This is a genomic window from Mycolicibacterium lacusdiani (assembly GCF_021916785.1).
GTDB classification, from domain to species: Bacteria; Actinomycetota; Actinomycetes; order Mycobacteriales; family Mycobacteriaceae; genus Mycobacterium; species Mycobacterium lacusdiani.
In genome coordinates, this window is record NZ_JAKCFC010000011.1 from 97165 (window position 1) to 117481 (window position 20317).

The 20317-nt window shown below is 69.3% G+C and carries 18 protein-coding genes; 7 read left to right on the forward strand and 11 right to left on the reverse strand.

Going from position 1 to position 20317, the window contains the following annotated elements; genetic code table 11:
- Positions 1–5: 5 nt before the first annotated feature.
- From LOK44_RS25550 to LOK44_RS25565, 4 genes are read right to left on the reverse strand one after another with little or no spacing between them, the layout of a single operon-like run.
- Complete coding sequence (locus tag LOK44_RS25550) at positions 6–1175, reverse strand: amidohydrolase family protein (protein WP_237572892.1); 1170 nt, start codon at positions 1173–1175, stop codon at positions 6–8.
- The gene (locus LOK44_RS25555; RefSeq protein WP_237572893.1) at positions 1162–2469 is read right to left on the reverse strand and encodes an aspartate aminotransferase family protein; all 1308 of its coding nucleotides are present in this window, start codon (positions 2467–2469) and stop codon (positions 1162–1164) included. Before LOK44_RS25555 ends, LOK44_RS25550 begins: the two co-directional genes overlap by 14 nt.
- Entirely contained in the window at positions 2466–3986 is a 1521-nt protein-coding gene (locus LOK44_RS25560) for an APC family permease (RefSeq protein ID WP_237572894.1), read from the reverse strand. Before LOK44_RS25560 ends, LOK44_RS25555 begins: the two co-directional genes overlap by 4 nt.
- A gap of 22 nt (positions 3987–4008) precedes the next feature.
- Positions 4009–5358 (reverse strand): type I glutamate--ammonia ligase, encoded by a 1350-nt coding sequence (locus LOK44_RS25565; RefSeq protein ID WP_249784148.1) that lies wholly within the window; start codon positions 5356–5358, stop codon positions 4009–4011.
- Between the two features lie 127 nt (positions 5359–5485).
- Here LOK44_RS25565 and LOK44_RS25570 point away from each other — a divergent pair, with 127 nt between their 5' ends.
- The 3 genes from LOK44_RS25570 to LOK44_RS25580 are packed head-to-tail and all read left to right on the forward strand — an operon-like array spanning position 5486 to position 7802.
- Entirely contained in the window at positions 5486–6286 is an 801-nt protein-coding gene (locus LOK44_RS25570) for a class II glutamine amidotransferase (RefSeq protein WP_237572895.1), read from the forward strand.
- Positions 6287–6291: 5 nt separating this feature from the next.
- Entirely contained in the window at positions 6292–7146 is an 855-nt protein-coding gene (locus LOK44_RS25575) for a MurR/RpiR family transcriptional regulator (RefSeq protein WP_237572896.1), read from the forward strand.
- Between the two features lie 44 nt (positions 7147–7190).
- Positions 7191–7802 carry a TetR/AcrR family transcriptional regulator gene (locus LOK44_RS25580; protein ID WP_237572897.1) on the forward strand — a complete coding sequence of 204 codons (612 nt, stop codon included), beginning with the start codon at positions 7191–7193 and terminating at the stop codon, positions 7800–7802.
- Positions 7803–7871: 69 nt separating this feature from the next.
- Here the strand turns inward: LOK44_RS25580 and LOK44_RS25585 are convergent, their stop codons facing one another.
- Positions 7872–8723, reverse strand: a complete 852-nt coding sequence (locus LOK44_RS25585) for a MaoC/PaaZ C-terminal domain-containing protein (protein ID WP_237572898.1) — start codon at positions 8721–8723, stop codon at positions 7872–7874.
- Complete coding sequence (locus tag LOK44_RS25590; protein WP_237572899.1) at positions 8720–10072, reverse strand: 3-oxoacyl-ACP reductase; 1353 nt, start codon at positions 10070–10072, stop codon at positions 8720–8722. Before LOK44_RS25590 ends, LOK44_RS25585 begins: the two co-directional genes overlap by 4 nt.
- 157 nt (positions 10073–10229) lie before the next feature.
- Between LOK44_RS25590 and LOK44_RS25595 the strand changes: the two genes are divergently transcribed.
- Positions 10230–11543 carry an acetyl-CoA C-acetyltransferase gene (locus tag LOK44_RS25595; protein ID WP_237572900.1) on the forward strand — a complete coding sequence of 438 codons (1314 nt, stop codon included), beginning with the start codon at positions 10230–10232 and terminating at the stop codon, positions 11541–11543.
- Positions 11544–11687: 144 nt separating this feature from the next.
- Here the strand turns inward: LOK44_RS25595 and LOK44_RS25600 are convergent, their stop codons facing one another.
- Both LOK44_RS25600 and LOK44_RS25605 read right to left on the reverse strand, forming a co-directional pair.
- Positions 11688–12506, reverse strand: a complete 819-nt coding sequence (locus LOK44_RS25600) for an MOSC domain-containing protein (RefSeq protein WP_237572901.1) — start codon at positions 12504–12506, stop codon at positions 11688–11690.
- A 9-nt stretch (positions 12507–12515) separates the two neighbouring features.
- Positions 12516–13628 (reverse strand): TDT family transporter, encoded by a 1113-nt coding sequence (locus LOK44_RS25605; RefSeq protein WP_237572902.1) that lies wholly within the window; start codon positions 13626–13628, stop codon positions 12516–12518.
- 42 nt (positions 13629–13670) lie between these two features.
- Here LOK44_RS25605 and LOK44_RS25610 point away from each other — a divergent pair, with 42 nt between their 5' ends.
- Positions 13671–14600, forward strand: coding sequence for a TIGR03564 family F420-dependent LLM class oxidoreductase (locus tag LOK44_RS25610; RefSeq protein ID WP_237572903.1), 930 nt, complete (start codon positions 13671–13673; stop codon positions 14598–14600).
- Between the two features lie 65 nt (positions 14601–14665).
- Positions 14666–15490 carry a GNAT family N-acetyltransferase gene (locus tag LOK44_RS25615; RefSeq protein WP_237573006.1) on the forward strand — a complete coding sequence of 275 codons (825 nt, stop codon included), beginning with the start codon at positions 14666–14668 and terminating at the stop codon, positions 15488–15490.
- A gap of 273 nt (positions 15491–15763) precedes the next feature.
- Here the strand turns inward: LOK44_RS25615 and LOK44_RS25620 are convergent, their stop codons facing one another.
- Positions 15764–17599 carry an acyl-CoA dehydrogenase gene (locus LOK44_RS25620; RefSeq protein WP_237572904.1) on the reverse strand — a complete coding sequence of 612 codons (1836 nt, stop codon included), beginning with the start codon at positions 17597–17599 and terminating at the stop codon, positions 15764–15766.
- 245 nt (positions 17600–17844) lie between these two features.
- Here LOK44_RS25620 and LOK44_RS25625 point away from each other — a divergent pair, with 245 nt between their 5' ends.
- Positions 17845–18936: an NAD(P)H-dependent amine dehydrogenase family protein gene (locus LOK44_RS25625; protein WP_237572905.1), complete on the forward strand. Its 1092-nt coding sequence runs from the start codon at positions 17845–17847 to the stop codon at positions 18934–18936.
- Here LOK44_RS25625 and LOK44_RS25630 read toward each other — a convergent pair.
- Both LOK44_RS25630 and LOK44_RS25635 read right to left on the reverse strand, forming a co-directional pair.
- A complete protein-coding gene (locus tag LOK44_RS25630; RefSeq protein ID WP_237572906.1) occupies positions 18933–19724 on the reverse strand; it encodes an SDR family oxidoreductase in 792 nt (263 codons plus the stop codon). The genes LOK44_RS25625 and LOK44_RS25630 overlap by 4 nt on opposite strands.
- Before the next feature lie 10 nt (positions 19725–19734).
- On the reverse strand, positions 19735–20229 hold the full coding sequence (locus tag LOK44_RS25635) for a TspO/MBR family protein (RefSeq protein ID WP_237572907.1): 495 nt from the start codon (positions 20227–20229) through the stop codon (positions 19735–19737).
- Positions 20230–20317: the final 88 nt, after the last annotated feature.

Here is a 20317-nt window from a genome sequence, read left to right on the forward strand (position 1 = left end):
GGACGTCAGAGCCCGTACACCCGCTCGGCGTTGTGCACGCCGATCATGTCGACGATCCGGATGGCGTCGGCCTCGGTGCAGTCGCCGGCGCGCATCCACTCGCCGAGGACCAGTCCCATGGAGCGGCGCCACAGCACCGCTCCCAGCACGTGCAACTCGGGCGGCCCGAAGGCGTCCGACGAGTAGAGCTGCTTGGCGAACGGCGCCGTCTCGAGTGCCTCGGCGACCAACCCGGTGGACCGCACGCCGAGATAGTTGATGGCCAGGCCCACGTCGAAGTTCACGTGGTCGAAGGCCTGCGCGAGATAACCCGCCTGACGCTGGAACGGGTAGCAGTGCAGCAGCAGTACCGGGACCGGCAGCATGGTGCGCAGCAGGGGTAGCAGCAACAGCGGGTCGGTGCGGTGCAGGTCGAGATCCCGGTCGCCGAACCCGACGTGCACCTGGATCGGCAACCCGTGTGCTGCGGCCTCGTGCACGCCGAAGGCGATCAGCAGAGGATCGTCGAGTCGCAGCGGCCGCGGCTGCGCGGCCCACTCGCGCGCCCGAGCGACGACGTCGGCATCGTCGGGCCGCGACCAGTCCACGTCGAAGCCGACGCGATAGGCGGCAATCGTCTTGGTGCCGATCACGTCTGGCGAGTCGGCGGCGGCATGCAACGCCGCCCGGAATGCCGCCGGGAATTCCTCGGCCGCCGTCCCGCCTTCCAGCAGATCCTCGGCCAGACGTTCGAGCCGCAGGATCTCCGACGACGGCACGCCGCTGAGGTCGGTCAACCGCTCCGGAGTCGTGATGAGGTCGCCCTTGAAGCCGGTGTCGACGATCCAGCGGGAGACGCCCGCGGCGGGCAGCATCACCCTGGCCAACTCGTCGGGGGCGAACTCGCTGCGGCGCGCCCAGTAGTCGTCGGCACCCGCGAGCGCGTCGAGGCCGAGCAGCGGCGCACACCACCGGCGGATGGAAAGGCCGAGCGGAGAGTCGAACTGGGTCATGAAGGCGGGCACCGGATCGGTCGAGCCCTCGTTGATCGCCGCCTCGAACCCTGCCCTGTCGACGGGCTGGTCGTACGCGCCGTGCACGTGGTGGTCGATCAGCGTGACGTGACGCAGATGGTCGGCGAGCCCGTCGGGAACGTCCACCCCGCCGAACACGTCCTGCAACTCACCAGCCGGCATACTTCGCGACCTCCTCGGCGTCGACTCGTCCCGCGGCCGCGTCGGCGATGGCGGCACCGAGGATCTCCGCGCCTCGGATCGCCTCGGCCTCGGTCAGCACCAGCGGCGGTGTGATCTCCAGGACGTTGCCGCCGACGTAGTACACGACGGCACCCAACTCCCACGCACGGTAGACCACCTGCGCGGCCAGCCGCGGGTCCCGGTCCCCGGTCGCGGGATCGACGAGTTCCACGCCGATCGCCAGGCCGCGGCCGCGGACGTCGCCGATGCGGTCGGCGCCGGGGGAGCCGGCCAGGCCGCGCAGCGCATTCGACAGCAGCGCACCGACTTCGGCCGCACGGTCGGCCAGCTGATCTCCGACGATGGTCGCCAGCACCGCCCGTCCCGCCGCCGCGCAGACGGGGTTCCCCGCGGTGGTCAGCAGCGCCGCGGCCGGAGGGTGGTCGAGGATCTCCGCCGGGCCGACGGCCGCCGACAGCGGCAGGCCACCGCCGAGCACCTTGCCGAACGTGACGATCTCGGGGACGACGCCGTCGTGCTCGAAGGCGTGCAGCGTGCCGGGCCGCCCGAGGCCCATCTTCACCTCGTCGCAGATCATCGGGACGCCGTGCGCGCGGCACAGGTCGTGCAGGCGCGCCAGGAACCCGTCGGGTGGGACGACGAGGCCGCCGTCGGACAGTATCGGCTCGACGATCAGGCAGGCGATCGATCCGCCGGCGAGGTGCTGCTCGGCGGTCGCCAGGCACGCCGCGACATCCGCGTCGAGGCCGTCGGCGCCAGGCCGAAACGGGTTGGGATACGGGATGAACACCGCATCCGGGTCGGCGGGCACGCCCGCGTCGACGTGCACGCCGGAGACGCCCATCGCGACGCCGACGCCACCGTGGTAACTGTGCTCGAACGCCAGGACCGTGCGCCGCCCGGTGGCGTGCCGACAGGCCCGCAGCGCAACGTCGTTCGCATCCGACCCCGCGTGCCCCAGGTACACCCGCCGCTCGCCGGTGCCCGGCACCAGCGCCAGCAGGTCCTCGGCGAGCCCCACCGAGTCGGGGTGGACGGCTGACAGCCCGCCCGAACCCGGCGCGGTGCGTACCGCCCTGCTGACGGCCTCGACGATGGCCGGATGACCGTGGCCCAGGCCAGATGCGGTCCACGTCGCCGACAGGTCCAGCAGTTCCCGCCCGTCCGGGGTGACGAGCGTCGACCCGGAACCCGAGACGACCTCCAGCGGGAAGAAGCGGAGTTTCTCGATCCCCGCGACGGCCGCTTCGTCGCGGGCGTAGAGCGTGCTCACTTACGTGCCGCGGGTCCGTCGTCGGCGGCGGCAGCGGCCGTCAGGTCCAGTTCGCGGCTCAACGACTCGCCGACGCGCTTGGCTATGCGTGATGCGGCGATCGCGATCACGAGTCCGATCAGACACCAGTAGATGCCGAGCAGGGGTGCAGCCGACCACGTTTCGGCGTCCTTGACGTTGAACCAGAGCACCACCGCGATCACGACGGCGCCCAGGAGCGGCAGCGCTAGCCCGAGCACCTTGCCCTTGCCGCCGTGGATCCGGGCGAACTTCGGGGCGCTGGTGAACCAGGCGGCGGCGAGTTCGACCAGCAGGTAGCAGACCATCAGGCAGACCGAACCGGCGACGGCGAATAGGAAGTAGGTGTCGATCGCGGGGTTGCCGGTGCCCATGTCCGGCCAGTTCAGCGCGCCGCAGACTAGGTCGACGACCAGCGCGACGGCGACCACCAGCCAGGTGGCGCGGCGCGGCCCGCCGGTGCCCTCGTGGATGTGTGCCAAAGCCTTCGGGCCGAAGCCGTCGCGCCCGAAGGCGTAGAGCATGCGGCCCGATGTCGCCGAGGTGGCCAGGTGGCAGCCGAACGCCGCGACCGTCGCGGTGAAGATGATCAGCAGGCTGAACCACTGGCCGACGTAGGTGCTGCCCAGGTCGCCCAGCGTGTTGCCCGACCCTTGGAATGCCTCGAGACCGGCTGCGTCCGTGCCGAATCCGATCACCTGGGCGAACATCACCACGACGAACAGCACCCCGGTGAGGATCAGCGTCCCGGCCAGGGCGCGGGGGATGTTGCGGCCCGGGTCGTCGGTCTCCTCGCCCATCGACGCGCACGCCTCGAACCCCGCCCAGGACAGGAAGGCGGCGACCACGCCGCTGATCACTGCCGACGCCGAGACCCCGTCGAACGTGAACACGCTGAAGTCGACGCCGGTGGTCGGCGCGCCACCCTTGGCGAAGATCACGGCGACGAGCACGACCATCGACAGGATGCCGATGCCCTCGATGAAGAGCAGGATCTTGGCCAGCAGCCGGATGTCGCGGCCGGCGAGCAGGAACGAGATGGCCGCGCCGATCACGACGATCACCAACCATGGGACCTGAAAAGGGGTTTCGTCGTCGGGCTGCATCTGGGCGATGAACGCATTGGTGAACGCCGCGGTCAGCGCCAGGGTGCCGATCGCGAAGCCGACGTAGGCGCCGAGCATGGCGAAACCCGAGAAGAAGCCGGCCCGCGGTCCGATGGTCCCGCCGACCAGGCCGTAGGCCGATCCGGCGTGGTTGAGATGGCGGGTCAGCCGGACGAAGCTGTAGCCCACCAGTGACACCCCGATCAGGCCGATCAGGAAGACCAGTGGGAGCGCCTTGCCCACCGTGGCGATCAGGCCCTGCCCGTTGCCGGACATCGCCAGGGTTGGGCCCACCAGGGCGACCGACATCGCCAGCGCGACCCAGAACGGTAGTCGGCGGTGGGGGAGTTGATCGGCTCCGAGCGGTTGGTCGGCCGACACGTTGGTGCTCACAGATGTCTCCTTCTGAGGTGGGTCAGCAGCTCCACGCGAGGCGCAGGGCCGCGGTGGTCTCGGCAGGCGACAGGTCGCCGAAAGTGGCTATCTCGTAACGACGTACGGCGACCAGCGCGCCGACGATCTCGGGGGTGAGCAGTTCGGCCGCCGTCGCGGAGTGCTCGATGGCGTCGATGACGGCCGTCTGCTCCGTGTCGAGCGGTGGTGGTGCCGTCGCGACGAGGGAGGGATTGTCGGCGACCTCGTCGGGTAGCTCGAGTGAGCGGTCGATGCCGCGCAGTGCACTGCCGAGGAATGCCGCTGCCGCCAGATACGGATTGGCGCTCGGATCGATCAACTTGAGTTCGGCGTTCGCGCCGTGCGGGCTGCCGGGCGTCGCCGCGATGAAGCGCACCGCTGCTTCGCGGTTCTCCAATCCCCAGCACGCGGTCGCACCTGCCCAGTTGCCCGGCTTGAGGCGCAGCGCCGAGACCGCCGAACCGGCGTAGACCCCGATCAAGTCCGGCAGGGCATCGATGACGCCCGCGATCGCCGACTTCCCTGCGGCGCGCAGGCCGTACGGTCCGTCGCCCCCGGAGAACAGCGGCCCGTCGGCGTCGGCAAGGGACAGATGCAGGTGTGCACCGTTGCCGACCGCCCCCTCGAAGGGCACGGGGGAGAACGAGATTCGCATGCCGTGCCGTGCTGCAGCGCGGCCGAGCACGATGCGGGTGAGGATCACCGAGTCGGCGGTGGCGACGGCGGTGTCGGGTGCCAGGGACACCTCGAGCTGGTCGTGGCCGTACTCGGTGTGAATCTGCTCGATGCTCAGCCCGGCGCGCTCCGCAGTGGTCGCGAGGTCCACCAGGAACGCCGAGCGGTCCAGCGAGGTGCGGATGCCGTACGGCGACCAGGGCTCGGTCGTGGCGGGTCCGCCGTCGGCCGCGAGCATCGTGCACTCGAGTTCGCCGCCCACGCGGACCGTCAGCCCGCGCTCGGCGGCCGCCGCCTCGGTGCGCTCGAGCAGGGACCGCGTGCACAGTGCCGCTGCCGCGCCCTGCTGCTGGGTGAGATTGCCTGGCGCCCATGCCAGCCCGTCGTCGATCAACCGCACGTCGGCCGGGTTGATGCGGATGCGCAGGTCACCGGCGACGCCGATGGTCGGCGTGAATGCAATGCCGGTGTCGACGCAGAAGACGCTCCAGGACGGCGAGACGCCCATACCGCTGCGGTGGAAGTCGCCGAGCCGTCGCAGCGGAACGTACTTGGCCCGGGTCACCCCGGCGGGATCGGTCACCGAGCCCGCGACGAGTTCGACGCCCCGGCCGCGCAGTTCCTCGGTCCTGTCCTCGATCGACACCTGACCGTCACCGGCCTCGCCAATTGGCATTCGACACCCTTCCGCGCAGTGGGTCGCAACGTGAGTCTGCGAGAAAGCTATGTCATGAATGTTTCAGAATGTTTAAATTCGGCCGATTAAGATTGATTCGTTAAATCTCGGACCGGAGGATGCCCCTATGTGTCGACTGCTGGGTGTCGTGTCCTCGTCGCCGATCTCCCTGCTCGACGCCGTCGGCAGCGAGGTGCTCGACGACTTCCTGGCGCTGACCAAGGTCCACGGCGACGGCTGGGGTGCGGCGTTCCTGGACCGGACTGCGGGGGCGGAACCGGAGGCGTGTGTCTCCGCAGGTAGCGCGCTGCACGACTCGGAGTTCGCCGCGGCGACGGGTGAGCGGTGGTCGGCGGCCTCGCTGGTCCACCTGCGCTGGGCGACCAACGGTCTGGCCGTGCAGCCGCAGAACTCGCACCCCTTCGTCGCCGACGGCGTCGCCATGGCGCACAACGGCTCGATCAAGCCGATGGGACCGCTGGAGGAACTCCTCGACCGGGACGTGGCGGCGTCGCTGCGGGGCACCACCGACAGCGAGCGCTACTTCGGGCTGATCCGCCAGTGCCGCCGCGACGCGCCGACCCTTCCCGAGGCCGTTCGCCGTGCAGTGGCGCGACTGCGGGAGATCTACCCCGACGCGAGCCTCAATGCGTTGCTGCTCGGCGAGGACCAGCTGATCGTGGTGCACGCCCATGCCCACAGCCGACTGCTCGACGAGGACATCGAGGAGATCACCGCCGCTGAGTTGCCCGCCGAGCACCTCGAGGATTACTTCGCGCTGCGGGTGGCCCGTCCCACGCCCGAGACGCTGGTGGTCGGGTCCACTGGTTTCGGCGATCTCGCCTGGGAACCGCTGCCGCCGGAGTGCGTCACCGCGATCGCACTGAGCGACCTGTCGATGACGCAGCATTTCCTCGTGAAAGATTGACCGCGATGTCCGAGGAGAGCGTGGCCGCGCGTGCCAGCGCCGCGCTTTCGTCGCTCAGCAAGGCCGAGCGCCGGGTGGGGCGGGCGCTGCTCGCCGACTACCCCAGCGCCGGGCTGGCCAGCGCCGCACGGCTTGCCGAGCGCGCCGAGGTCAGTCCCCCGACTGTGCTGCGGTTCGCCCAGTCGCTCGGCTACGACGGCTTCGCCGGCCTGCAGGTCGCGCTGCGCGCCGAGCTGACCGCCCAGTCCAGCGGTCCGATCACGCGCCTGCCCGACGCACCCGCGGCGGGTGGTCTGCTCGACCGCCTGCTGCGACAGGCCCGCGGCCAGAACGACCGCGCGCTCGAGACGCTCGCCATGCTGCCCGAGCCCGCGCTCGACGCCGCGGTGGCCCTGCTGTCCGACGCCGGGCGTCCCGTGCACCTGCACGGCGGACGGTTCTCGCACCTGCTGGCCGCCCACCTGGCCGCACACCTCGAGCAGCTGCGACCGGGGGTGCGATTGCTGACCGATCCGCGCGGTCGCGACCTCGGCTCGATGATGGAGTTGACCCGCCGCGACGTCGTCGTGCTGTTCGACTACCACCGGTACCAGCGCAGCGCTGCCGATCTCGCCGCAGCCGTGCACCGTGCCGGCGCGACAGTCGTGCTGATCACCGATGATCTGGCCTGCCCGGTGGCGCCCGACGCCGAGGTGGTGCTGGCGGCGTCGAGCACCGTCGGCACGGTGTACCAGAGCATGGCTGCGGGCTTCCTGCTCACCGAATTGCTCATCCCCCTGGTCATGGACGCCATCGGCGAACCCGCCCGCACCCGGATGGCGCTGTGGGAGCAGCAGCGCCGCTCCGAGTTGCTGCCCTGACCCGAGCGGCGGCTCGTCCGGCCCGCATTGCTTACCCTGTTGGGATGGCCGGAGGGACGAAGCGGTTACCGCGTGCGGTCCGCGAGCAGCAGATGCTCGACGCCGCGGTGCAGATGTTCAGCATCAACGGCTATCACGAGACGTCGATGGACGCGATCGCCGCGCAGGCCGAGATCTCCAAGCCGATGCTGTACCTGTACTACGGCTCCAAGGAGGAGCTGTTCGGCGCCTGCCTGGACCGCGAGCTGGCGCGTTTCGTCGAGACGGTGCGCGCAGGCATCGACTTCACCCAACCCGCCAAGGACCTGCTCCGTACGGCGGTGGTGGCATTCCTGAGCTACATCGACGAGAACCGGGCGTCGTGGATCGTGCTCTACACCCAGGCCACCAGTTCACAGGCGTTCGCCCACACCGTGCGCGAGGGACGCGAGCGCATGATCGACCTGGTCGGCCGACTGCTGCTGTCCGGCACGCGGCACCCCGAGCCCGACATGGACTTCGACATGATGGCCGTCGCGCTGGTGGGCGCGGGCGAGGCCGTCGCCGACCGCGTCAGCACCGGTGACACCGACGTCCACGACGCCGCGGAGCTGATGATCAACCTGTTCTGGCGCGGGCTCAAGGGCCGACCCAGCGACAATCACGCCCACCCCTGACCGCGAGCAGACACCAACTCGCACCAGGGGGGCGCTCTGAGTGCGAGTTGGTGTCTGCTCGCGGTGGGACTAGAGCGGGTTGAGCGTGCCCGTGAGGTGCGGGTAGCCCTTGCCGAGGTGGCGCAGCGTCAGCTCCCACGCGTCGCCGGTTCGCTGGACGTACAACCCGGCACTGGCGGGCAGCGTGATCGGCTTGCCGAACCGCACCGAGTACTTCACCGCGTCGGGCACCTGCGCCTCGACGTTGCCGAGAACGGCCGCGGCACTGAACATCCCGTGCGCGATTGCTGTGGGGAAGCCGAACAGCTTGGCACCGATGGAGCTGGTGTGGATCGGGTTGTGGTCACCGCTGACCGACGCGTAGTGCCGGATCTGCCCGGGGGTGATCTTCAGGATCGCGTTGGGCGGCGGCAGCTTCGGTTGCTTCTTGGGTTCGGTGCGCGGCTCGTCGGACAGGCTGGTCTTCTGCTGGTGCAGGAACGTGGTGACCTGATGCCACACGGTGTCGTTGCCGACGTTGACCTCGGTGACCACGTCGACCAGCAGGCCCTTGCGGTGCTCGCGCAGGTTCTCCGCGTGGACGGCCACGTCGACGACGTCGGTCACCGCGATCGGCCGGTACTGCGTGATGTGGTTCTCCACGTGCACCGAACCCATTGCGGCGAACGGGAAGTCGAAGCCGCTGACCAGTGACATGACCGACGGGAACGTCATCGCGAACGGGTAGGTGAGCGGAACGGTGTCACCGAACCGCAGACCCGTCACGTTCGCGTACTCGGCCACGTTGGCACCGTCGATCGCGAGGCCCTCGACGCTCACCGTCCGGGTCGGCAGCGTGTCGCCGCGCCGGACGAGCGGCAGAGCGCCCGCCGCCGCGCGGACCATGTTGGCGAGCCCGCTGGGCTGTTCTGCGGCGGTCATGCGCCGAGCCACGCCTGGCCGCACACCCGAATCGTGTTGCCGGTGACGGCGTTCGAGGCGGGGCTCGCGAAGTACGCGATGGCCTCGGCGACGTCGACCGGCTTGCCGCCCTGGAACAGCGAGTTGAGCCGACGGCCGACCTCGCGCGTGGCGAGCGGGATCGCGTCGGTCATCTTGGTCTCGATGAACCCGGGGGCGACGGCGTTGATCGTGATGCCCTTCTCGGCCAGCACCGGTGCCAGCGCCTGGGTCATGCCGATCATGCCGGCCTTGGTGGCGGCGTAGTTGGTCTGGCCGCGGTTGCCCGCGATACCCGCCATCGACGAGAGGCCGACGATGCGGCCGCCCTCGCCGAGCGCACCCTTCTCGACGAGGCCCTCCGCCAGGCGCTGCGGCGCAAGCAGGTTCACTGCGAGCACGGAATCCCAACGAGCGTCGTCCATGTTCGCGAGCAGCTTGTCGCGGGTGATGCCCGCGTTGTTGACCAGGACGTCGGCCTTGCCGTCATAGTGCTCGCGCAGGTGCTCGACGATCCGGTCGACGGCGTCGGGAGCGGTGACGTCTAGCGTCAACGCGGTACCGCCGACCTTCGTCGCCGTCTCGGCCAGCGCCTCGGCGGCCTGCTCCACGTCGATCGCCACGACCTTGGCGCCGTCGCGTGCGAACACCTTGGCGATCTCGGCGCCGATGCCGCGCGCCGCGCCGGTGACCAGTGCCACCTTGCCCGCCAGCGGCTCGTCCCAGTCGGCGGGCGGCGTGGAGTCGGCGCCGCCGACGTAGAACACCTGACCGTCGACGTAGGCCGACTTGGCCGAGAGCAGGAAGCGGACGGTCGACTCGAGGCCGCTCACGTCGGGCTTGGCGTCGGCCGACAGGTACACCAGGCCAACGGTCGCGCCGTGCTGGAGTTCCTTGCCGAGCGAGCGGGTGAAGCCCTCTAGTGCGCGCTGGGCGATGCGCTCGTCGACCCCTGCCGCCTGTTCCGGGGTGGTGCCGATGACGACGACGCGACCGCTCGGGCCGAGGTTGCGCAGGACCGGCGTGAAGAACTCGTGCAGGGCCTTGAGCCCCTCGGGGGTCGTGATGCCCGTGGCGTCGAACACCAGTCCGCCGAACTTGTCGGCCCAGCGTCCGCCGATGTTGTTGCTCACGACCTCGTAGTCATCGGAGAGGGTGGCGCGCAGGGGTTCGACCACCCGGCCGTCGCCACCGATCAGCAGGGATCCGGCCAGTGCCGGCTCACCTGGCTTGTAGCGCCGCAGTTCCTCGGGCTGCGGAACGCCGAGTTGCTTGGCCAGGAAAGAACCGGGCCCTGAATTGACCACTTGGGAGAACAGGTCGCTAGCCACTTCGCTGAGCCTTTCGAATGGACGTGCGTGATGGATGCTCGGTCTCGCGCACCGAACTTACTCCTGAGTAATAACGGTGGGTAGTATGACCCTCGACACCTCTGATGACCCGCGCCATTCAGAACCAAACCGAACTCATGGAACTAGCGAGGTAGACGTGGCAGAGAACAAGACCGCCCGGCGAGTAGCCATTCTCGGCGGCAATCGCATTCCGTTCGCCCGTTCCGACGGTGCGTACGCCAACGCCTCCAACCAGGACATGTTCACCGCCGTCCTGGGTGGACTCATCGACCGCTTCCACCTCGAGGGCGAGCGCCTCGGCGCCGTCGTCGGTGGTGCGGTGCTCAAGCACAGTCGCGACTTCAACCTGATGCGCGAGTGCGTGCTGGGCTCGGCGCTCAACCCCCACACGCCGGCCTACGACCTGCAGCAGGCGTGTGGCACCGGCCTGCAATCGACGATCGCGGTGGCCAACGGCATTGCGCTCGGCCAGTACGACTCCGGCGCCGCCGGTGGCGTCGACACCACCTCCGATGCGCCGATCGCCTTCGGCGACGACCTCCGCCGCGTGCTGCTGGGCCTGCGCCGCGCCAAGTCGAACGTCGACCGACTGAAGCTCGTCGGCAAGCTGCCTGCGGCCGTCGGCGTCGAGATCCCCACCAACGGCGAACCCCGCACCGGCCTGTCGATGGGCGAGCACGCCGCCATCACCGCCAAGGAGATGGGCGTCAAGCGCGTCGACCAGGACGAACTGGCCGCGGCCAGCCACCAGAACATGGCCGCCGCCTACGACCGGGGCTTCTTCGACGACCTGGTGACGCCGTTCCTCGGGCTCTACCGCGACAACAACCTGCGCGCCGACTCGTCGGCCGAGAAGCTGGCCAAGCTCAAGCCGGTGTTCGGCGTCAAGAACGGCGACGCGACGATGACGGCGGGCAATTCCACGCCGCTGACCGATGGAGCGTCGGTGACGCTGCTGTCGACCGAAGAGTGGGCGGCCGAGCGCAACCTGCCCGTCCTGGCCTACTTTGTCGACGGCGAGACCGCTGCGGTCGACTACGTCAACGGACCCGACGGCCTGCTGATGGCCCCCACGTACGCGGTGCCCCGCCTGCTGGCCCGCAACGGCCTCACGCTGCAGGACTTCGACTACTACGAGATCCACGAGGCGTTCGCGTCGGTGGTGCTGGCGACGCTCGCCGCCTGGGAGTCCGACGAGTACTGCAAGGGCCGCCTCGGCCTCGACGCGGCGCTGGGCAGCATCGACCGCTCGAAGCTCAACGTCAACGGTTCCTCACTGGCGGCCGGTCACCCGTTCGCGGCCACCGGCGGCCGGATCGTCGCGCAACTGGCCAAACAGCTGAAGCAGAGGAAAGAAGAACTGGGAACAGGGACGGGGCAGCCCGTGCGCGGTCTGATCTCGATCTGCGCTGCTGGCGGCCAGGGCGTCACCGCCATCCTCGAGGCCTAGGAGGAAAGTCGGGAAAACTTCCGAGGGTCTGTAACGCCCTAGGAAGACGTACCGATGTACCTGATAGCTCCGTGTTGCCGTCTGACCCCCCGACCCGACGGCAACACGGGGCACTCATCTTTCCGGGCCTCTTCTCCAGGTGCCTCAGTCGACCGTGAACGCGTCGCCGACCCGCAGGGCGCCCGGCACCGCCACCGCGACGTACGACCCGGCGCACGGCAGCTCACCGAAGTCGAACGATTGGACCCGGTTCTCGACCGCCGGCGTCCGCAGTGCCTGCGGCGCGCGACCGAGTCGGCCGTGTTCGAGGGTCGGCACCACGCAGCGGGGTGTCGGACCCAGGGCGGTCAGCCGCGCGGATCCCAGCACGAGCGTGCGTCCCGTCCAGTCGTTCTCGGCATAGGGCGGATAGCCGGGCGGCGTCTCGATCACCACGTTGGGCCGGTAGCGCTGCGCTTCGATCCCGATGTGGTTCAGCGTCGCGGTCGTGATCACGTGCAGCGGCGCGAAGTCGACGAACGAGTCACCCGGGGTCGCCTCGGCCAGCTCCAACAGCGGCGCGTCGACCTCCGCGTCCACCCCGCGATCGAGCACCTGGTCGGGGTCCGCACGCTCCAGCGATGCGCCCTCCTCACGGCTGTCCGCCATGCGGACCCGACGCGCCAGGAACGCCGACAGCACGTCGTCGGCGCCGTCCTCGCCTGCGGTCACCGTCGAGCCGTCGGGCAGCGAGATGAGCACGCGGCCGTCGTCGAGGCGGGCACTGCACGTCAGCAGTGTTCGCCACAGCCGGGCCTGCTTGGCACTGGCCACCCGGCCGGTGACGTCGTCGATGAGCGCCCACTGCCGGTCACCCCGCGCGCCCCGGTCGTCGACGTCCAGGGCGTCGACGGTCTCGCCGAGCATCGACTTCACCGGGTACCGGTAGAGGCTGCCGACGGACAACTGCTGGGTGGAACTCATGGAGGCACCTTAATTCGCCGTCGGCTGGTCCTTCTTGGCCGTGATCGGACCCGCGGACGCCGGTGGCTGGAACAGGCTCCCGCCGACGCTGCCGCGCATGGTCCGCACGGTCACCAGCCCCCAGGTGCACAGCAGACACGCATACGCGACACCCGCGGCGACGTGGAACGCCGGCAGCCCGGTGTGCACCGCCAACTGGGTGGTTCCCGTGACGAAGGTGCCGACCGGGAACGTCAGGCTCCACCACGTCAGTGCGAAGGGCATGCCGCGGCGCATGGTGCGCACAGTCAGCGCAGTGGCCAACGCGATCCACAGCACCGCGAAGCCCCACACCGGCACCCCGAACAGCACCGAGAAGATCGCCATCCCTGCCGCCAGTTCCGGCGCCACTGCCAGTGCGGCCTGCGTGCCGAGCAGGCCCGCCGCGGTGATGCCCTGCCCCAACGGGCCGAGCACGATCCACAGCGTCGGCACGCGCGCGGTGCCTGACGTGCCGTAGTGGGCGAGCCGGCTCCAGATCATCGAGATGATGATCAGCGCCGCGACCAGCGACAGCCCGAACATCGCGTAGCAGCCGTAGAGCATCGTCTCGCGGCCCGTGCCCGGCGCCATGTGCGGGATCAGCAGCGCGCCGCCTGCCGCGGACACCATCGGTGGGACGACGGGCATCAGCCAGCCGCCGAACGCGGCGTCCGGCGCGACGCTGAGCTGGGTGAACATCACGTAGGGGATCGAGATCGCGGTGAACAGGCCGCCGAGCGTTCCCGCGGTCCACAGCACCCAGGCCAGGTCGACCGCAAGGCGCTCCCCGATGAGGTCGTGGCCGACCAGCAGCGCGCCCGCACCGACCGTCATGAACGCCATCGGCGCGGCGCCGTAGAAGTGCGCCATCTGGGGGTTGTGCACGTGCCCGCGCGCCACCGTCGGGTGCCGTACCCACTGGACGGTCACCGCGACGATCAACAGGACCGCCGCGACTACCCAGACGCACCGCGAGAAGACGTGCAACCCGGGGACGTGGATGGGCAGCGTCGCGCCCGCGGTGGCGACGATTCCGGTGCCCATCACCGACGCGAACCAGTTCGGCCCGAAGTTCTGCAGCCGGGCGAGTTCGGTCGTCATGGTTCGATGCTCGGGGGACGATCACGAAGGAGCGTGTGGGTCATGCAGGTCAGTATGTTTGGACAGCTCAAGGATGCGGGCAGCGCATCGCCGATCGACGCGACGATCGAGAACCTGTCGATGTTGCGCGACGAGGGTTTCCGCCGCATCTGGATGAGCCAATTGCCTTACGAGCCAGACCTTCTCACCATCGTGGCGGTGGCGCTGCGCGAGGTCGACACCATCGAGGTGGCCAGCGGCGTCGTGCCGATCCAGAACCAGCACCCGATGCAGATGGCGCAGCGCGCGCTGACCACGAGCCTCGCGTCCGGCGGCCGGTTCACCCTGGGCCTCGGCATGACGCACCAGGCCGTCACCGAGGGCATGTGGGGCATCCCGTGGGACAGGCCGGTGCGCAGGCTCAACGAGTTCCTCGACGGCCTGCTGCCGCTGCTGGCCGGTCAGCCCGCCGACGTCACCGGTGAGATCACCACCACCCGCGGGGCGCTGATGGTCCCTGGCGCGCCGAAGCCCGACGTCTACATCGCCGCCCTCGGCCCGCAGCTGCTGAAGATCGCCGGACGTCGCACGTCCGGCACCTGCACGTGGATGACGGGTCCGGCGACGCTGTCCGGGCACGTCGCGCCGACGCTGCGCCAGGCCGCCGCCGACGTGGGCCGGGCCGAGAGCGACGTCCGGGTGGTGGCGGCCCTGCCGATCAGCGTCACCGACGACGTCGCCGGCGCGCGCAAGCAGGCCGCCGAGCAATTCGCGATGTACGGCCAGCTGCCGTCCTACCGCGCGATGCTGGACCGCGAGGGCTTCGCCGGTCCCGAGGATGCGGCGATCATCGGCGACGAGGACACCGTGCGCGGTCGGATCGAGGACCTCGGGTCTGCCGGGGTCGACGAGTTCGTGGGCGCGGTGTTCGACACGTCGCCCGAAGGCCGCGCCCGCACCCGCGCGCTGATGCGCGAGGTCGACGCCGCGTAGGCGGGCGCGGAGCCGGCGTAAATCATTTCCCGCACGGCGCCCTCGTCGCGCACAATTCCCGCGTGATCGACGCACCCCTGTTCTGCGGTACCGACCTCGCTCGGCGCATCGAGGCGGCCGAGGCCGAGCTGATCGTGGCCGCCACGAAAGCCGCGCGGCGCCGCGGCGCCCCTGGTCTCGCGCTGCCCGTCGGCGGCGGCTACGGCTGCTTCGCCGAGGACGGGTCGCCGATGAACAAGGTGGTCGGCCTTGGCTTCGACGGCGTGCCCGACGACTGGGCGGACGTCGAGGCACGGCTCCTCCGGCACGGCCCGGTGCAGGTCGAGCTGTCCAACCTCGCCGGCCCCGCGGTCGTCGCGCTGCTGTCCGATCGCGGCTACCGGCTCGTCGGCTTCGAGGACGTGCTGGGTCTCGCACTGCCCGTCGACCTGCCCAGCGGCCGGGCCGACGTTGAGGTACGCCCAACCGTCGCAGGCGAACTCGGCGTCTGGGTCGACGTCGTGGTCGAGGGTTTCGCACACCCCGACGGCGAGGGCGTGCCGAGCCACGAGGAGTTCCCCCGCGACGTCGTCGAGCGTGCCGAACGGGACTTCGAGGCGGCGGGCGCCGTCCCGTACGTCGCGCTGTGCGACGGAGCGGTCGCGGGCGGGGGCAGCGTTCGGATGACCGACGGCATCGCCCAGCTCACCGGCGCGGCGACTGCCCCGGCATTCCGGCGCCGCGGTGTGCAGGCCGCACTGCTGGCGACCCGGCTCCGCGATGCCGCCGCGGCCGGGTGCGATCTCGCGGTCGTGACCACCGCACCCGGGTCGACGTCGCAGAAGAACGTGCAGCGCAAGGGTTTCCAGTTGCTCTACACCCGCGCCGTAATGGCTTCGCCACAGAGGTAACAGCAGTCACTGGACGACTCGGCCCAGTCGACCTGCGGTTGTCCCATCTGGTCAGCGAATCAAACGGGTGTGCCAGCGGGCACGGTGATTCGGGTGCCGACCGAAGCACTGGGCGACATCCCGATTCGCTCGCAGGTGGAACATTCGCGAGTCGAGTCGAGTGCTTTCGCTGGGGACTGGTGTGGCTGTCGTGACTCGGCGGCCTCTCCTTCGGAAACCACGCCAACGCAAAGGGCCCCCGCCGAAGCGGGGGCCCTGAGCGTGAAGCCGTTTCTAGAAGCTGGCCTCGTCGAGTTCCATGATCTCGTTGTCGATGTTCTCGAGAACTGCCTTGGTGCTGGTGAGCAGCGGCAGGAAGCTCTTCGCGAAGAACGACGCACCGGCGATCTTGCCCTCGTAGAAGGCGCGGTCGGCACCGGCACTGCCGGCGTCGAGAGCGGCGATCGCGACGGCGGCCTGCTCCTGCAGGAGCCACGCGAGCACCAGGTCGCCGACGCTCATCAGGAAGCGAACCGAACCGAGGCCGACCTTGTACAGGCTGCTCGGGTTGGTCTGCGCGTCCATCAGGTAGCCGGTCAGCGTCGCCGCCATGCCCTGCACGTCGGCCAGCGCGGTCGCGAGCAGTTCACGCTCGGCCTTGAGGCGTCCGTTGCCGGACTCGTTCTTGATGAACGTCTCGATCTGGGTGGCCACGTAGCCGAGCGCAACGCCCTTGTCCCGCACGATCTTGCGGAAGAAGAAGTCCTGCGCCTGGATGGCGGTGGTGCCCTCGTAGAGCGAGTCGATCTTGGCGTCGCGGATGTACTGCTCGACCGGGTAGTCCTGCAGGAAGCCGGAACCACCGAAGGTCTGCAGGCTCTCGGTCAGCTTGGCGTACGCCTGCTCGGAACCGACGCCCTTGACGATCGGGAGCAGCAGGTCGTTGACCTTGGAGGCCAGTTCCCCGTCCACCCCGTGCAGCGCGTTGGCGACCGCGTGGTCCTGGAAGGTCGCGGTGTACAGGTACAGAGCGCGCAGGCCCTCGGCGTAGGTCTTCTGCGTCATCAGCGAGCGGCGGACGTCCGGGTGGTGCGTGATCGACACGCGCGGCGCGGTCTTGTCCGTCATCTGGGTCATGTCGGCACCCTGCACGCGGCTCTTGGCGTACTCCAGTGCGTTCAGGTAGCCGGTCGACAGCGTCGCGATGGCCTTGGTGCCCACCATCATGCGAGCCTGCTCGATGACCTCGAACATCTGCGCGATGCCGTCGTGCACCTCGCCGACGAGCCAGCCCTTGGCGGGGACGCCGTGCTGGCCGAGCGACAGTTCGGTGGTGGCGGAGACCTTCAGACCCATCTTGTGCTCGACGTTGGTGACGAAGGCGCCGTTGCGCTCGCCCGGCTCACCGGTCTCGAAGTCGAACAGGAACTTGGGCACGAAGAACAGCGACAGACCCTTGGTGCCGGGGCCGGCGCCCTCGGGGCGGGCCAGCACCAGGTGCAGGATGTTCTCGCCGAGGTCGTCGGCGTCACCGGAGGTGATGAAGCGCTTGACGCCCTCGATGTGCCACGAGCCGTCGGGCTGCTGAATGGCCTTGGTGCGGCCTGCGCCGACGTCCGAACCGGCGTCGGGCTCGGTCAGCACCATGGTCGAGGTCCAGCCGCGCTCGGCAGCCAGGATGGCCCACTTCTTCTGCTCTTCGGTGGCCTGGTTGTAGAAGATGTTCGCGAAGCCCGCGCCCATCGCGTACATGTACACGGCCGGGTTGGCGCCGAGGATGTGCTCGACGAGTGCCCACTGCAGCGCGCGAGGCATCGCGACGCCGCCGAGTTCCTCGTCGAGGCCGATCTTGTCCCAGCCGCCCTCGGTGACCGCGCGAACCGACTTCTTGAACGGCTCGGGCAGCTTGACCGTGTGGGTCTCGGGGTCGAACACCGGGGGGTTGCGGTCGGAATCGGCGAACGATTCTGCGATCGGTCCCTCGGCCAGGCGGCTCACCTCGGCGAGCATCTCCCTGGCGGTGTCGACGTCGAGGTCGCTGTACGAGCCCTCGCCGAGCGCCTTGTCGAGACCGAAGACCTCGAACAGGTTGAATACCTGGTCACGGACGTTGCTCTTGTAGTGGCTCACGCTGTCTCCTCGATGAGAAATCCGTTTGCGGTTGGATACTTGGTCCTAAGTTACCCACCAGTAACTGCTTACTATACCGCTCGGTAACTTCAACGCAAAGGCCCGATGAGCTAATTTCGGGCGCTCACTACCGGAGGTGGGCACGGCGACCTGCCCAAACGGTTGGTTGGGCGAACTGACCAGGGCTTTCTCGGGAATGTGATGTCTGCCACGAGCAGGCGGCCGTGGCCACTAGGGTGTGCCAGATGAGGCGTGTGGTGGTCTGGGGAACGGGCAACATGGGAGCGACCGCCATTCGGTCCACGACGGCGTTTCCGGGTCTCGAGCTGACCGGCGTCATCACGTCCTCTCCGGACAAGGCAAACCGCGACGCCGGGGACTTCGCGGGCCTCGCCGAGCCCACCGGCGTCGCCGTGAGCCTCGACGGCCCAGATCTTCCAGCGGCGCTCGCACAGTGTGACGCGGTCGCCTACATGGCCTCGGGCGACATCCGGCCCGAGGGCGCGCTCGCCGACATCGAGCGGTGTCTGCGGGCGGGCAAGGTCGTCGTCACGCCGTCGCTGTACTCGCTGTACGACCCAAGGTCCGCGCCGGCAGAGTGGGTCGACCGGTTGACGGCCGCGGCCGAAGAGGGCGGTGCCGCACTGCTCGTGAGCGGCGTCGACCCGGGCTGGGCCAACGACGCGCTGGCCGTGATGGCGGCCGGTCTCTGTACGCGGATCCGCACCATCCGCTGCCAGGAGATCTTCGACTACTCCACCTACGACCAGCCGTACGCGGTGCGGGTGTCGTGCGGCTTCGGCGGTCTCATGGACGAGACGCCGATGATGCTGCTGCCATCGGTACCGACGATGGTCTGGGGCGGCAACATCCGGCTGATCGGCCGGGGGCTGGGCCTCGAGATCGACGAGATCACCGAAGAAGTCGAGCGGCTCCCGCTCGAGCATCCGGTCGACAACGTCATGGGCCACTTCGAGCAGGGCACTCAGGGAGCGTTCTTCCTCAAGGTGATCGGATGGTCGGGCGGCAAACAGCGCGTCGTCGTCGAACACATCACCCGCATCGACCCGGCATGCGCGCCGGACTGGCCGCAGCCCGACGAGGGCGTCGGCGACCACCGCGTCATCATCGACGGCGACCCGCAGCTCACGATCGTCACCCGGGCCGACGTGCCCGGCGGTACACGCGCCGATGGCGGCAACACCACGGCCGCCAACCGCCTCCTCGGCGCCATCGAATGGCTCTCGACGCAGAAGCCGGGCATCTACGACGGACTCGACGTGCCGCTGCACGCGCCGCTGCCGGACGAGGTCGAGGCGACGCGCTGGGCCGACTAGTGACCCGCGAGGCGCTTGTTGACCCAGCGGGTGAGCCACGCTGGCGAGAACCGCGCACCCGCCGCGAGCGCCTTCGCCTGCACGCCCACCGGGAAGTGCACCTGGCGCAGCACCTTGCGCGGTAGCGCGGGATCGACCGCGGCCACGATGCCCGCGGCGATGTCCTCGGCCGTCAACCGGATGCCCAGCGAGTCGGTGGTGCCGGTCTTCACGTCGCGGGTCATCGCGGTCTGCACGTACAGCGGCCACATGTCGATGACGCGGATGCCATGGGCATCCCACTCGAGGTTCAGCGCCTCGGTGATGGCGCGGACGAAGAACTTCGTGGCGCTGTAGTTGGCGAGTTCGGCCTGGCCGTAGATGGCCGACGCCGACGAGAGATTGACGACGACGGAGCCCGGGGTCGACTTCAGGTACGGGAACGCGGCGTGCAGTCCGTTGACCACGCCCTTGACGTTGACCTCGATCTCGCGGTGGTGCACGTCGAGCGGGATCTCCTCGAAGCGCCCGGCGTTGAGCAGGCCCGCGTTGTTGATCAGTACGTCGAGTCGTCCACCTGCTGCCTCGTGGAACTCGCCGAGCCGTTGCGCCACCTCTGCGGCGTCGGTGACGTCGAGGTGCCCCACGACGCTGCGACCCCCGAGTGCGGCGACGTCGCGCTCGAGCACCTCCAGCCGGGCCTCGTCGATGTCGTAGGCGCCGACGAGGTAGCCCTGCTTGGCGAACAGCAGCGCCGTCGCCCGGCCGATTCCCGTCGCGCCACCGGTGATGAACACTGACTTCGTCATACGTCTCTCCTCAGGAGTTGAGCTGCCAGACCGCGAAGTTCAGGCAGAGCGCGAACGTCGTCCACGCCAGGTAGGGCACCAGCAACCAACCGGCGACGGTACTGCGTCGCAGGAACAGCACGACCGTTCCGACGAGCACGAGCCAGAGCACGCTCAACTCGACGAACGCGATACCGCGCCAGCCCAGGCCGAAGAACAGCGGCGTCCACGCGGCATTGAGCACCAACTGAACGGCGTACGCCGTCAGCGCGGGACGGGTCTGCGACCACGAGCCGCTGCGCCACACCAGCCAGGCCGCGACGGCCATCATGACGTACAGCAGGGTCCAGACCGGGCCGAACACCCACGACGGTGGCGCCCAGGACGGTTGGTCGAGCCGTGCGTACTCCTCGGGCGAACTCGTCGACGCCAACCCGCCGACACCGGAGGCGATTACCACGGCGAGCACCGAGAACGCCAATGCCAGTAAGGGTTTCGGCTGAGCCCGCCGCGAACTGTCGACCATGGTGGGCCAGCGTACCGGCGCCGCGCGCGCTGCAACACCGATCACGGGCAGACGTCCCGAAACCGTTCGATATCGCCCAGTGTCCGTG

Bases quoted from the DNA above. Each gene is read 5' to 3' on its own strand.
- LOK44_RS25550 (WP_237572892.1), bottom strand. From the start codon at position 1,175: ATGCCGGCTGGTGAGTTGCAGGACGTGTTCGGCGGGGTGGACGTTCCC.
- LOK44_RS25565 (WP_249784148.1), bottom strand. From the start codon at position 5,358: ATGCCAATTGGCGAGGCCGGTGACGGTCAGGTGTCGATCGAGGACAGG.
- LOK44_RS25570 (WP_237572895.1), top strand. From the start codon at position 5,486: ATGTGTCGACTGCTGGGTGTCGTGTCCTCGTCGCCGATCTCCCTGCTC.
- LOK44_RS25575 (WP_237572896.1), top strand. From the start codon at position 6,292: ATGTCCGAGGAGAGCGTGGCCGCGCGTGCCAGCGCCGCGCTTTCGTCG.
- LOK44_RS25580 (WP_237572897.1), top strand. From the start codon at position 7,191: ATGGCCGGAGGGACGAAGCGGTTACCGCGTGCGGTCCGCGAGCAGCAG.
- LOK44_RS25585 (WP_237572898.1), bottom strand. From the start codon at position 8,723: ATGACCGCCGCAGAACAGCCCAGCGGGCTCGCCAACATGGTCCGCGCG.
- LOK44_RS25600 (WP_237572901.1), bottom strand. From the start codon at position 12,506: ATGAGTTCCACCCAGCAGTTGTCCGTCGGCAGCCTCTACCGGTACCCG.
- LOK44_RS25605 (WP_237572902.1), bottom strand. From the start codon at position 13,628: ATGACGACCGAACTCGCCCGGCTGCAGAACTTCGGGCCGAACTGGTTC.
- LOK44_RS25610 (WP_237572903.1), top strand. From the start codon at position 13,671: ATGCAGGTCAGTATGTTTGGACAGCTCAAGGATGCGGGCAGCGCATCG.
- LOK44_RS25625 (WP_237572905.1), top strand. From the start codon at position 17,845: ATGAGGCGTGTGGTGGTCTGGGGAACGGGCAACATGGGAGCGACCGCC.
- LOK44_RS25630 (WP_237572906.1), bottom strand. From the start codon at position 19,724: ATGACGAAGTCAGTGTTCATCACCGGTGGCGCGACGGGAATCGGCCGG.
- LOK44_RS25635 (WP_237572907.1), bottom strand. From the start codon at position 20,229: ATGGTCGACAGTTCGCGGCGGGCTCAGCCGAAACCCTTACTGGCATTG.